The organism is Ralstonia condita (assembly GCF_958405655.1).
Lineage (GTDB): Bacteria > Pseudomonadota > Gammaproteobacteria > Burkholderiales > Burkholderiaceae > Ralstonia > Ralstonia condita.
In genome coordinates this window covers 134,959-148,248 of the sequence record NZ_CATYWO010000004.1, presented here as the reverse complement: position 1 = coordinate 148,248, position 13,290 = coordinate 134,959, and the positions used below count along the sequence as shown (strand labels likewise).

The following is a 13,290-nucleotide window of genomic DNA, read 5'->3' as shown; positions in this document are numbered from 1 at the left end:
CTTACTTGCGGGCTTCCATTGCCATGCGCAGGGCAAGACCGGTCAGCACGGAACCCATCAGATAGCGTTGCATCGACAGCCATGCCGGCTTGCGCGAGAGGAATAGGGCGATGCTTCCCGCCGTCGACGCAATCATCGAGTTGACGGTGACGCTGACGCAGATCTGCGTGATGCCCAGGCACACCGACTGCACCAGCACGCTGCCGTGCGAGGGCTCGATGAACTGCGGCAAGAGCGACAGGTACAGCACTGCCACCTTCGGATTGAGCATGCTGGTCAACAACCCCATCGAATACAGCTTGCGCGGGCTGTCGACCGGCAGCTCCCGCACTTGGAACGGGGCACGGCCACCCGGTCGCACCGCTTGCCAGGCGAGATACAGCAGATAGATCGCGCCGCCAAAGCGCAAGGTATCGTAGGCGAAGGGCACAGCCATCAGCAGGGCCGTGATGCCGAACGCCGCACACAGCATGTAGAACACGAACCCCGTGGCGATGCCTGCGAGCGAGATCAGCCCAGCAGTCCGGCCCTGGCAGATCGAACGCGAGATCAGATAGATCATGTTCGGGCCTGGCGTGAGCACCATGCCAAGCGCGACTAGCGCAAAGGTAAGCAGGTTGGCGAGTGTGGGCATGGCGGTGCTGGCTGTTGGCAAGAGAGGCTTGCAGCCTAGCACCCGCTGGATACCGTCAGACAGGTACAGAAATCGAGAAATCTGGCGGGTTCTGTATCGGTCTGCTGCCGGGGCATTATCGATCCGCGTGGCAGGATGCATTGACCGCGGCGCAGGGGGTTCGCGTTCGGATCTGCAGGGCAAAAAAAACCGCGACGGCGAAAGCGTCGCGGTTTTTCAGTGCGTAATGCTGGTGGTGGAACACGGAACCGAACCCGCGTCCGTAATCCGAACTAAATAGTAACGCCTTGGCCTTGAGGACGTGGATTCGATGATTTGGCCAAAATCGTCCTGCGCTGCCACTGGGCTTCTTGGGTAGCGCGATCCGCAGCGACGACTGGGCCATTCCGCACATTGGCCTGAGCAGTCTCGGGGAAATCGTCGGCTGGGCGCGCCCAGACGAGTTTCCACCAAGGAACATGCGGACGAGCAAGGGGCTGCGGGCGCTCGGTTACAACGTGAGGATCGGTGTTTGATCTGCGGCCGTGGGCGGCGCCCGCAAGGTCCCGATCAACCCACCGTCCCCTGCGCCGGACCGGCCCGCCCTGGCATACCGTCCTTGAAGATTTGAGTCACATCAATCGCCCAGCAGGTCGCTGGATGTTGACTCTTGACTTTCGGCATGTTAGGCGCAATATCTTGCAAAGTCTTGCAAGAATTTCCTCGAGCGAGGCCGCGTGACGACGGAACTTGTGGGGGTGGTATGACAGCGCGCCAGCAGGCGATCTTCACACTCGACGAGTTGGCTACCTACTTAAAGGTCGGCAAGCGGACGCTTTACCGGCTCGCCGCGCACGGGGAAATTCCGGCCTTCAAGGTCGGCGGGACGTGGCGGTTTCGTCAAAGTGAAATCGATCAATGGATCAATGATCAGATCCAAGCAGGCAGAAAGAAGGAGGTGATACGCACAGATGAGCAGCCGAAGTCAGCGAAACATCCCGTGTTGCCTGGGCGCGCTATCCATAGCCGCAGGCAAACGGATTGAGTGAGTCTTCAATTGATTTCTGGAGGTGTGACATGGACATTGATTTCAAGAAATTGGCTCCCTGGAACTGGTTCAAGAAGGAGCAGGAAGAACAACAGAGCACTGCCTCGCTGCCGGTGCAGCGCAATGACCTGCCGGTGGCGGGTGGGCCCGTCAGTCCCATCCTGCAATTGCATCGCGAGATCGACCGCCTGTTCGACGACGCGTTTCGAGGCTTCGGTTTCCCGACGCTGGCCATGCCACGCTGGCCGTCGGACTGGCCGGGCATGCTGAAGCCGGCGCTGGACATCCAGGAGACCGACAAGCAGTACAAGATCGCCCTGGAAGTACCCGGCGTCGAGGAAAAAGACATCCAGATCACGCTCGACAACGACGTGCTGCTGGTGCGCGGTGAAAAGCGTCAGGAGCAGGAAACGAAAGACGGCGGTTTCCACCGGGTGGAGCGCTCCTACGGCAGCTTTCAGCGCGCTCTGAACCTGCCGGCCGATGCCAACCAGGACACGATCAAGGCCGCTTTCAAGAACGGCGTGCTCACGATCACGATGGAAAAGCGCGAGGCCAGTACGCCCAAGCAGGGGCGCTCGATCCCGATCAACGGCTGACGCGGGGCAGCGCGTTTTTCTCAAAAACCACAAAGAGATGAGGCACCGTGATCGGCGGTGCCTCGTCAGATCAATCTTTACAGGAGCATCAGCATGGCCAGAAAACAATGCCAAGTCTGCGGCCAGCCCGCCACGGTGCGGGTGGAAGCCAATCTCAATGGTCGCCACAGCACCATGCTGTTGTGTGACGATCACTATCGCCAACTGGTGCGCCAGCAAAAGCGCACCGTCTCACCGCTGGAAGCCTTGTTCGGCTCGCGCAGCGGGCTGTTCGAAGACTTCCTTGGCAGCGACTTCTTCCGCATCGGTGACGACGCACCGTCCATGGCGGCCGATACCGACGAGGTCGTCGATGCCTCGTTCGGCGAACCCGCCCCGGCCGGTACGGGCACCGCGCGCCGTCGCGGCAGTGGGCTCGCCAGCCGTATCAGCGAACAGTCCGAGGCCCTATTGCAGGAGGCCGCCCGACACGCTGCAGAGTTCGGGCGCGCCGAAGTCGATACCGAACACCTGCTGCTGGCGCTATCCGACAGCGACGTGGTCAAGACCATCCTGGGGCAGTTCAAGATCAAGGTCGATGACCTCAAGCGCCAGATCGAATCCGAAGCCAAGCGCGGCGATAAGCCGTTCGAGGGCGAGATCGGCGTGTCGCCCCGGGTCAAGGACGCGCTCAGCCGTGCTTTCGTGGCCTCCAACGAACTCGGCCACTCTTATGTCGGGCCGGAGCATTTCCTGATCGGGCTCGCCGAGGAAGGCGAAGGTTTGGCGGCCAACCTGCTGCGCCGTTACGGCCTCACGCCGCAAGCGCTGCGCCAGCAGGTAAGCAAGGTGGTCGGCAAAGGGGCCGAGGATGGCCGCGCCGAGACGCCGACCAACACGCCGGAACTCGACAAGTATTCGCGCGACCTCACCAAGATGGCGCGCGAGGGCAAGCTCGATCCGGTCATCGGCCGCGCGCAGGAGATCGAGACGACCATCGAAGTGCTGGCCCGGCGCAAGAAGAACAACCCGGTGCTGATCGGCGAGCCCGGCGTCGGCAAGACCGCCATCGTCGAAGGGCTGGCGCAGCGCATGGTCGCCGGCGAAGTGCCCGAGACGCTGCGCGACAAGCGTCTGGTCGAACTCAACATCAACGCCATGGTGGCAGGCGCCAAGTACCGCGGCGAGTTCGAGGAGCGCGTGCAGAAGGTGCTCAAGGAAGTGACCGAGCACCAGGGCGAGCTGATTCTCTTCATCGACGAGGTGCACACCATCGTCGGTGCAGGCCAGGGTGGCGGCGAAGGCGGGCTGGACGTGGCCAACGTGTTCAAGCCGATGATGGCGCGCGGCGAACTGAACCTGATCGGCGCTACCACGCTCAACGAGTATCAGAAGTACATCGAGAAGGACGCCGCGCTGGAGCGTCGCTTCCAGCCGGTGATGGTGCCCGAGCCGACGATAGCGCAGACCATGATGATCCTGCGCGGCCTGCGCGACACCTTCGAGGCGCACCACAAGGTCAGCATCACCGAGGATGCGATCATCGCCGCCGCCGAGTTGTCGGACCGCTACATCACCGCGCGCTTTTTGCCTGACAAGGCCATCGACCTGCTCGACCAGGCGGCCGCACGCGTGAAGCTGTCGGCCACGGCCCGCCCGGTGGCGGTGCAAGAGCTGGAGTCCGAACTGCACCAGCTGCGGCGTGAGCAGGACTATGTGGCCTCGCGCAAGCAGTACGACAAGGCCGCCGAGCTGGGCAAGCGCATCGAGGCCAAGGAGACTGAACTCAAGAAGCTCGTCGAGGAATGGGAACGCGAGCGCGCCTCGGGCAGCGCCGAAGTCAAGGCCGAGCATGTCGCGCAGATCGTCTCGCGCCTGACCGGCATTCCGGTCAACGAGCTGACGGTGGAAGAACGCGAGAAGCTGCTGCATCTGGAGCAGCGGCTGCACGAGCGCCTGGTGGGCCAGGACGAAGCAGTGCGCGCGGTGGCCGATGCCGTGCGGTTGTCGCGCGCGGGCCTGCGCGAAGGCAGCAAGCCGGTGGCGACTTTTCTGTTCCTCGGGCCGACCGGCGTGGGCAAGACCGAGCTCGCCAAGGCGCTGGCCGAGTCCATCTATGGCGATGAAGGTGCGCTGCTGCGCATCGACATGTCCGAGTACGGGGAACGCCATACCGTGGCACGCCTGGTGGGGGCGCCTCCGGGTTACGTCGGCTACGACGAGGGTGGCCAGCTCACCGAGAAGGTGCGGCGCAAACCCTACAGCGTGTTGCTGCTGGACGAGATCGAGAAGGCTCACCCCGACGTCTACAACATCCTGCTGCAGGTGTTCGACGACGGGCGGCTCACCGACGGCAAGGGCCGGGTGGTGGATTTCACCAATACCATCATCATCGCCACCTCGAACTTGGGCTCGGACATCATCCAGCGTCGGCTGAAGGCCCGTGGCGCCGCCGGCGAGGAATACGAGAAGACCAAGGGCGAGGTGATGGACGTGCTGCGCGGACACTTCCGCCCCGAGTTCCTCAACCGCATCGACGAGATCATCGTCTTCCATGCGCTGGGCAAGGAGGAGATCCGCCATATCGTCGGCCTGCAGCTCGATCGTGTGGCCCGCAACGCCGCCAGCCAGGGCGTGACGCTCGCCTTCGATCAGACCTTGATCGATCACTTCGCGGAGGAAGGCTACAAGCCCGAGTTCGGCGCGCGTGAGCTCAAGCGGCTGATCCGCAGCGAGCTGGAAACTGCTCTGGCGCGCGAGATGCTGGGTGGCGGTATCGGCAAGGCCGATCACGCCAGCGCCCGCTGGGACGACAAGGCCGAACGGGTGGTCTTCGAGCGCCAGGAGCCACCCGCGAAGCCGGCCGAGCCTGAGAAGCCCGATGCCGCGAACGTGGCCGAGACGCCGCCGAGCGACCCGAGCAAGCCTGCGCGCAAGAAGAAGTCAGCGGGCGGCGAATCTTGAGTCATGGGGAGGCTGTCGTGTCCGACCCCAACGGGCTGACATGGGCAGCCACCCTCGTGTCGCTGGCGGTCGCTATCCCCACAGCGGGGCACGCGATCATCTACAAGCGTGACCCGCGATCGGCCACGCTGTGGGTACTGCTGATCGCCTTGTTGCCGCTTGCCGGTTCGCTGCTGTATGGGCTGTTCGGCATCAACCGTTACCAGCGGCGGGCGCGGCGGCTGTTTCCGGGGGCAGATCCTGCTGTTCGGCAGGACCTCGTGCCTACGATGCCCCAGGCCGTATCGGCGCCGTTTGCCGGCCTGGCGCACCTGGTGGGACGTGCCACCGGCCAGTCGCTGACCAGCGGCAACCGCATCGAGCCGCTCGTCGATGGCGAGCAGGCCTACCCGGCCATGCTCGCTGCCATCGAGTCGGCGCGGCACAGCGTCGCGCTGGCTTCGTACATCTTCGACAGCCAAGGCATCGGGGCGCAGTTCGTCGATGCGCTGCGCCGGGCTCATGAGCGCGGCGTGCAAGTGCGGGTGCTGATCGACGACGTCTATGCCCGCTGGAGGCCCCGCAGCGCTTACCGCGCCTTGCAACGCGCCGGCGTTCCGGCAGCGACGTTCAACCCGACGTTGATTCCCGCGCGCCTGCATGCCGCGCATCTGCGCAATCACCGCAAGCTGCTGGTGATCGATGGCGAGACAGGTTTCACCGGTGGCATGAACATCTGCAGCCCGTATTGGCGGCCCGATGCGCCGGAGCAGGCCTGTCACGATTTGCACTTTCGTCTGCGCGGGCCGGTGGTTGCGCATCTGATGCGGTGCTTCACCGATGATTGGTGCGATACCACGGGCGAGCGGCTCAGCAAGGGTTTCTGGGGCGAACCGCCCGCAACGGCTGATGAGCAAGGAACCTCTTGGGCGCGCGGCATCGAGGCCGGTCCCGATGAGGCCCTGGACAGGATGCGCTGGACCTTCATGGGCGCTTTGAGCGCGGCGAAGCATTCGGTGCGCATCTGGACACCTTACTTCGTGCCCGATCAGCCGATGATCGCGGCGCTGAGCACGGCCGCGTTGCGCGGCGTGCGCGTCGAGGTGCTGACGCCCGCAAACGGCGACCATCCCACGGTGCAATGGGCCGCGCGCGCCCACTACTGGCAGGTGCTGGAGCACGGTGTACGCATCTTCGAACGGCCTGGCCCGTTCGACCACAGCAAGCTGATGCTGATAGACGGCCAGTGGTGCTGCCTGGGTTCGGCCAATTGGGATGCGCGCAGCCTGCGCCTCAACTTCGAGTTCAATGTGGAGGTGTACGACACCGCGCTGTCTACGCGGCTGGAATCCCTTTTTGATGCCGCCCGTGATGCATCGAACGAGATATCGGCCATGGCGTTGCGCGCCCGCCCGCTGGCCATCCGCTTGCGCGACGGGGTGGCCCGTCTGTTCACCCCCATTCTCTAGCGGCACGACTTGCGAGGAACATTGCCCATGGAAAAGAAAGATCAATGGAACATTGGCTACTGGATCGTCGCCGGCCTGTTGCTGCTGACGCTGCAGAACTACTGGCAGGCGGCCAAGACCGTCGAGCCCGTGCCCTACAGCGAATTCGAGAAGGCGCTGGCCGAGGGGCGCGTCGCCGAAGTGCTGGTGTCGGACCGCACGGTCACCGGGCGCCTGAAATCGCCGGACAGCCGGGGCAAGACCACCATCGTGGCCACTCGCGTCGAACCCGACCTGGCCGAGCGGCTGTCCAAGTACGACGTGCCTTACGCGCGGGTGGTGGAAAGCACCTGGCTACGTGATGTGCTCTCCTGGATTCTGCCGGCGGTGGCCTTCTTCGGCGTCTGGTTCTTCCTGTTCCGCCGCTTCGCCGAGAAGCAGGGCATGGGCGGCTTCCTGAGCATCGGCAAGAGCCGCGCCAAGGTGTTCATGGAGAAGAACACCGGCGTCACCTTTGCCGATGTCGCGGGTGTCGATGAGGCCAAGGCGGAGTTGGTTGAGATCGTCGATTTCCTCAAGAATCCGCAGGAGTATGGACGGCTCGGGGCGCGCATCCCGAAAGGTGTGTTGCTGGTTGGCCCGCCCGGCACGGGCAAGACCCTGCTGGCCAAGGCCGTGGCGGGCGAGGCCGGGGTACCGTTCTTTTCCATCTCAGGCTCGGAGTTCGTCGAGATGTTCGTCGGCGTGGGTGCAGCGCGCGTGCGCGACCTGTTCGAGCAGGCCCGCGGGCAGGCGCCGGCCATCATCTTCATCGACGAGCTCGATGCGCTGGGCCGCGCGCGCGGCGTCGGCGGCCCCATCGGCGGCCACGACGAGCGCGAGCAGACCCTCAACCAGCTGCTCACGGAGATGGACGGCTTCGACAGCTCGGTCGGGCTGATCATCCTCGCCGCCACCAACCGCCCCGAAATCCTCGACCAGGCGCTGCTGCGCGCCGGTCGCTTCGACCGTCAGGTGCTGGTGGACCGGCCCGACAAGAAGGGACGGCTGGACATCCTGAAAGTCCACGTCAAGAAGGTGACGCTGGCTCAGGATATCGATCTCGAACAGGTGGCTGCGCTGACCACGGGCTTTTCGGGTGCAGACCTCGCGAACCTGGTCAACGAGGCCGCGCTGGCCGCGACCCGGCGCAAAGCGTCCGCCGTGGAGTTGCAGGATTTCACCTCCGCCATCGAGCGCATCGTGGCGGGCCTGGAGAAGAAGAACCGAGTGCTCAATCCCAAGGAGCGGGAAACCGTGGCCTATCACGAGATGGGGCATGCGCTGGTGGCGCTGGCGCTGCCAGGCACCGACCCAGTACACAAGGTTTCAATCGTTCCGCGTGGCATCGGTGCACTCGGCTACACCCTGCAGCGGCCCACCGAAGACCGATTTCTGATGACACGTGCCGACCTGGAGCACAAGATCGCCGTGCTCCTGGGAGGGCGTGCGGCTGAGAAGCTCGTGTTTGGCGAGCTGTCCACAGGGGCTTCAGACGATCTCGCGCGGGCCACCGACATCGCCCGCGACATGATTACGCGCTTCGGCATGGATGAGGGTTTGGGGTACGTTGCTTTTGAGGCACAGAGGCCGCGTTTTCTTGATGCGCCTGAACTGGCACAGGGTGGCTGCCGAGTAGCCGAATCGACTCAGACACGCATCGACCAAGCCATCCGTGACATTGTGATGGGTGTGTTTGATCGTGCATACCGAATTCTCGAAATTAACCGAGATGTGCTGGAGCGATGCGCGCGCGAACTGCTCGCACGGGAAACGCTGGATGAATACAGCATCCGGCAACTGACGCAAGGGCTACAGTTCGAATCCCCATGTCACGGCGGCCCAACTGCTGGAGCCATTACTTCCTCTGTGTCCCAAGGAGCCACCTCATGAGTGACAGCATTCATATCGTCTGCCCACACTGCCAATCCATCAATCGCGTGCCAGCCAACAAGTTGGCAGAGAAGCCCAATTGCGGGCGGTGCCAGCACCCGCTGTTCACCGGAGAACCCATTGATCTGACCACAGCGACCTTCGCCCGTCATCTGGAGCGCAGTGACCTGCCGCTGCTGGTTGACTTTTGGGCGCCGTGGTGCGGACCGTGCAAGATGATGGCGCCGCAGTTCGAGCAGGCGGCCTCCCTGCTTGAACCCAAGGTGAGGTTGGCCAAGGTAAATACCGAGGCCGAGCCTCACCTGGCCGCCCAGTTCGGTATTCGCAGCATTCCAACCCTGATTTTGTTCCAAGGGGGACATGAGGTTGCACGTCAGGCGGGCGCCATGGGCGCGCAGGACATTATGCGCTGGGTGGCTTCGCAATTGCCCCGGTGATTCAGGTGTGATCGAGTCGTCTTCTCGGACTCTCCGTTCCATTAACGTTTCATTGAAAGAGAGAGCGCAACGCTTATGAATAAAGAATCTGGCCACACGGCCCTTGACGAGATACGCTCCCAGTGGCGGTTGATGACGGGTTACGAGCGCTTCGAGCAGTTCGTTGCCATCACGCTTTCGGGCGTCATCGCGTTGGTAATTGTGATTTCGCTGATTCAGTTGATTCGGCTGGTGTTCACACTGCTCGTCATGGATGCGCTGAATCCACTGGATCATAAGGTTTTCCAGCTGGTGTTCGGTGCCACCATGACGCTGCTGATCGCCATGGAATTCAAGCATTCGATCGTCAAAGTGGCTCTGCGCAAGGAAAGCATCATCCAGGTCAAGACCGTCATTCTGATCGCGATCCTGGCACTGGCCCGCAAGTTCATAATCCTCGAACCCGACGTTGATCCTGCCAAAGTGGCCGCGCTGGCGGGGACGGTACTGGCCTTGGGTCTGACCTATTGGCTCATGCGTGAACGCGATGACCGCAAGAGCGAGTAATGGAGGCATGACCCCCTATGGTCTAGTCGGCCGACACGACGCCAGGTCGAGGCACCGCTGGCTCAATCGCTTTCAAACCGCGCTGCTGGTTTTGACCCTGGTGGGGATCGCAGCTGCCGCTGGCAGTCTGCTGTTCGGCGAGATTGGCCTTTGGCTGGCACTGGCAACATGCGCATTGACCCTGCTGATCGAACCTGTCGCCGCCTCCGCGATGACCTTGCGTCTGTATGGCGCCCGTCCCTTGCGCCCTGATGAAGCCCCCGCAATCTGGTCGTTGCTGCGAGCGCTCGCAGCTCGCGCAGGATTGCCGAACACGCCGGTTCCGTACTATGTGCCCAGCGACATCGTCAATGCCTTTGCCACCGGCTCCAGGCGCCTTGCCTCCATTGCCCTCACCGATGGCCTGCTCCGCAGCCTGAGTATGCGCGAACTGCAAGCCGTGCTGGCGCATGAAGTCGCGCACATCGCTCAAGAAGATCTTCGTGTCATGGGCTTGGCCGATTCGATCAGCCGGCTCACGAACCTGCTGGCGTTGTTGGGTCAGGTCGCGCTCCTGATCAGCATGCCAGCCTTGCTGGTCGGTGCAGCAGAAATTAACTGGATTGGCTTACTGTTGTTGGCCGCTTCGCCGCAACTGGCACTGCTCGCACAGTTGGGTCTGTCACGTGTGCGAGAGTTCGATGCCGACCGGATGGCAGTAGAGCTGACGGGAGATCCGCACGGGCTCGCCTCGGCGCTGGCGAAGATCGAGCGGGTGAGCCGCTCGTGGCGAGCCTGGTTGTTGCCCGGCTGGGGGAATCCCGAACCGTCCTGGTTGCGCACGCATCCGGCGACAGAGGATCGTATCGCGCGCCTGATGGCGTTGGCGCCTCAGCCATCGCAGGCCCTGCCGTTCCAAACGGAATATCTCGCGCCAAGGTCGTTCGGCCCGATGCGCCCGCCACGCCGGGGCCTGAGCGGCCTTTGGCGCTAAATCACTCGAAAGGAACCCCCGCCATGGCTTACCACGATCCTTACCCACAACGCCCAGCTCCGGATCATTTCGTCCGGCGGTGGCTCTTCATCACCGCGTGTGTTGCCGCACTCATGCTCTTGTGGCAGTTTCTGCCCGCCATCGAAGCCTGGTTCAGCCCGCGCGAAGCTGCCGAGCGCACCGTAACGCCGCGTGGCGACCTGGCCGCTGATGAAAAGGCCACCATCGAACTGTTCGAGAAATCCCGGGCATCGGTGGTCTACATCACGACGTCCCAACTGGTACGAGATGTCTGGACGCGCAACGTCTTTTCCGTGCCGCGCGGGACGGGTTCGGGTTTCATCTGGGATGACGCCGGTCATGTCGTTACCAACTTTCATGTGATTCAGGGGGCGTCGGAGGCCACGGTCAAACTGGCCGACGGCCGCGATTACCAAGCCGCGCTGGTCGGAGTGAGTCCGGCACACGATATCGCGGTGCTCAAAATCGGCGTCGGCTTCCAGCGCCCGCCCGCCGTTCCGGTCGGCACCAGCGCAGACCTCAAGGTGGGACAAAAGGTGTTCGCCATCGGCAACCCCTTCGGCCTGGATTGGACACTCACCAACGGCATCGTGTCCGCGCTAGATCGATCGCTGCCCGGAGAATCTGGCGGAGTGACCATCGAACACCTGATTCAAACCGATGCCGCTATCAACCCCGGCAACTCGGGTGGGCCGTTGCTCGATTCCGCCGGCCGTCTGATCGGCATCAACACAGCGATCTACAGCCCTTCCGGTGCATCGGCTGGGATTGGCTTCGCCGTACCGGTGGACACGGTCATGCGTGTGGTGCCACAACTTATCAAGACCGGCAAATACATCCGTCCGGCGCTTGGGATCGAGGTAGACGAGCAGCTCAACCGCCGATTGCAGGCACTGACCAGTACCCAAGGCGTGTTTGTGCTCCGTGTCGCCCCTGGCTCAGCGGCGCAAAAGGCGGGGCTGAGCGGTATCACCGTTGGCCCCGAAGGCATCGTGCCGGGAGACCGTATCACAGGCATAGACGGCGCTCCCGTCGACGATGTCGCCAAACTGCTCGCACGGCTTGACGACCAAAAGGTAGGAGATGTTGTGGTCTTGTCAGTCGAGCGGGCCGGTAAGCCACGGGAAGTGCGCGTGGAGTTGCAACCTGGCGCCTGATCTGGAGTTGATGACTTCTGGGGATCGGCAAAGAATAACGATGGGATGCATGAAGTATTCGCGCCGCAGAAACTCGATGCCCTACACTTTGGTGTCCAGTAAGGAAATTTCAGCCTCTCGTCGCGCGAAGAGTCCCGGCAGCACTTTGCCGCCACCATAGACCCATCGACGCAGCTCTGTTGCGGCTGCACTCCAGTCTCGTTGGTTGATCCGCCGTCGCAGCGTCGAGGTCTGCAGCCGCCCCGCCCCGAGGTTGAACGTGAAGTCCACGATGGTCGCGATCCGGCTCTCGGGCTCGGTGGCCAGCACAGGGCAGTAGCGCAGCGTCGCCGCCAGAGCCGTCTGCAGATCTCGCGCCAGATAGGCCTCGGCTTCTGCCTCCGTGATCGGCGGATGCTTCGGATCGCAGAAGTGGCCGTAACCAATCGTCCAGAAGCCTGCGGGGCAGATGTAAGGAATGGCAGTGATCTCGATTCCACGCTTCACCTTACGACAAGCGAAATCCTGGACGGCGAGGAGCGCAAACCGATCAACTTCACACTACCCCGGCATTCACTCGCCATACCTCATTGCCCCAGCTTCCGTCGCAGAGTATTATGTCATCAATTTGATGATGTAAACTGCCTAGAAATGAGCAATCGAACAACCAATTTCGGTCTAACCGTCATCTTCCGTGGGTGAGGATCACCTGACCATGCATCCCCAGCGCGTTGAGAGCTTGAGCCACGCCCAGCGCGAGCGGCTGGCCTACATCGACTTCCGGCTCTACTTCTTCGGTGAGATTGGCCGCCCCGACCTGATCGACCGTTTTGGCGTTGCTCCGGCAGGGGCGACACGCGATTTGGCGCTGTACCGGGAAATCGCGCCGCAGAACATCACCTTCGACGGCAGCAACAAGATCTACCGCATCGGGCAGGCGTTCTCCCCGCTGTTCGACCACGCATCGCAGCGCGTGCTGTCGGCGCTGGCTCTGGGCTTCGGCGATGGCGTGACCGGCGCAACGCAGCCGCTGCTGCCGTGCGAGTCGCCTACCGCTCTGAGCAACCCCAGGATGGATGTGTTGGCCCCGGTCTGCCGGGCGATCCACGCCAAGCGACCCGTCGCCATCCGCTACCACTCGATGAGCAGCGGTGAATCCGAGCGCGTCATCGTTCCGTTCGCACTGGTTGATACCGGCCTGCGCTGGCACGTCCGGGCCTTTGATCGCAAGAGCGGGGAGTTTCGGGACTTTGTCGTCACGCGCATCGAAGCGCCAACGCTGCTCGACGAGGAGCCACAGGCCAACGAACGGCCGGACAACGACATCCAGTGGACGCGCATCGTCGAGCTGGACTTCGTGCCGCACCCGCGCCTTGAGCGCCCCGAGATCATCAAGATGGACTACGGGATGACCGACGGCTCGATCCGGATGCGTGTTCGCGCCGCCGTCGCGGGCTACATGCTGCTGCGCTGGAGCGTGGACTGCTCGCCCGACCATCGGCTCAAGGAAGAACAGTACCGCCTATGGCTCAGCGATCCGCTGGCGCTGTACGGCGTCGAGAACGCCAAGCTGGCTCCGGGCTACCAAGCCCCAAGCAGCCCAAAGAAACGATAG

12 protein-coding genes are annotated in these 13,290 nt (G+C 62.9%); 10 read left to right on the top strand and 2 right to left on the bottom strand.

The window, feature by feature from the left end; genetic code table 11:
• Position 1: 1 nt before the first annotated feature.
• Positions 2-634 carry a LysE family translocator gene (locus tag R2N03_RS14445; RefSeq protein WP_316658265.1) on the bottom strand — a complete coding sequence of 211 codons (633 nt, stop codon included), beginning with the start codon at positions 632-634 and terminating at the stop codon, positions 2-4.
• 742 nt (positions 635-1,376) lie between these two features.
• Here R2N03_RS14445 and mads1 point away from each other — a divergent pair.
• The 9 genes from mads1 to R2N03_RS14395 all read left to right on the top strand — a co-directional run bounded on the left by mads1 (position 1,377) and on the right by R2N03_RS14395 (position 11,696).
• Positions 1,377-1,658, top strand: coding sequence for a methylation-associated defense system helix-turn-helix domain-containing protein MAD1 (gene mads1, locus R2N03_RS14435; protein WP_024973322.1), 282 nt, complete (start codon positions 1,377-1,379; stop codon positions 1,656-1,658).
• 32 nt (positions 1,659-1,690) lie between these two features.
• The gene (locus R2N03_RS14430) at positions 1,691-2,260 is read left to right on the top strand and encodes an Hsp20/alpha crystallin family protein (RefSeq protein WP_024973321.1); all 570 of its coding nucleotides are present in this window, start codon (positions 1,691-1,693) and stop codon (positions 2,258-2,260) included.
• Between the two features lie 93 nt (positions 2,261-2,353).
• On the top strand, positions 2,354-5,203 hold the full coding sequence (gene clpK, locus R2N03_RS14425; RefSeq protein ID WP_024973320.1) for a heat shock survival AAA family ATPase ClpK: 2,850 nt from the start codon (positions 2,354-2,356) through the stop codon (positions 5,201-5,203).
• 17 nt (positions 5,204-5,220) lie between these two features.
• Positions 5,221-6,651, top strand: coding sequence for a cardiolipin synthase (gene cls / locus R2N03_RS14420; protein WP_024973319.1), 1,431 nt, complete (start codon positions 5,221-5,223; stop codon positions 6,649-6,651).
• A gap of 27 nt (positions 6,652-6,678) precedes the next feature.
• The gene (ftsH, locus tag R2N03_RS14415) at positions 6,679-8,562 is read left to right on the top strand and encodes an ATP-dependent zinc metalloprotease FtsH (RefSeq protein WP_024973318.1); all 1,884 of its coding nucleotides are present in this window, start codon (positions 6,679-6,681) and stop codon (positions 8,560-8,562) included.
• Positions 8,559-8,999: a thioredoxin TrxC gene (gene trxC, locus R2N03_RS14410; RefSeq protein ID WP_024973317.1), complete on the top strand. Its 441-nt coding sequence runs from the start codon at positions 8,559-8,561 to the stop codon at positions 8,997-8,999. Before ftsH ends, trxC begins: the two co-directional genes overlap by 4 nt.
• Before the next feature lie 75 nt (positions 9,000-9,074).
• Entirely contained in the window at positions 9,075-9,545 is a 471-nt protein-coding gene (locus tag R2N03_RS14405) for a phosphate-starvation-inducible PsiE family protein (protein WP_024973316.1), read from the top strand.
• Positions 9,546-9,552: 7 nt separating this feature from the next.
• Positions 9,553-10,518 (top strand): zinc metalloprotease HtpX, encoded by a 966-nt coding sequence (locus R2N03_RS14400; protein WP_024973315.1) that lies wholly within the window; start codon positions 9,553-9,555, stop codon positions 10,516-10,518.
• A 23-nt stretch (positions 10,519-10,541) separates the two neighbouring features.
• A complete protein-coding gene (locus R2N03_RS14395; RefSeq protein ID WP_024973314.1) occupies positions 10,542-11,696 on the top strand; it encodes a S1C family serine protease in 1,155 nt (384 codons plus the stop codon).
• Positions 11,697-11,777: 81 nt separating this feature from the next.
• On the opposite strand, the gene R2N03_RS14390 is transcribed toward R2N03_RS14395, so the two are convergent.
• On the bottom strand, positions 11,778-12,182 hold the full coding sequence (locus R2N03_RS14390; protein WP_009238717.1) for a lysozyme: 405 nt from the start codon (positions 12,180-12,182) through the stop codon (positions 11,778-11,780).
• A gap of 208 nt (positions 12,183-12,390) precedes the next feature.
• Here R2N03_RS14390 and R2N03_RS14385 point away from each other — a divergent pair, with 208 nt between their 5' ends.
• Entirely contained in the window at positions 12,391-13,290 is a 900-nt protein-coding gene (locus tag R2N03_RS14385) for a helix-turn-helix transcriptional regulator (RefSeq protein ID WP_037056838.1), read from the top strand.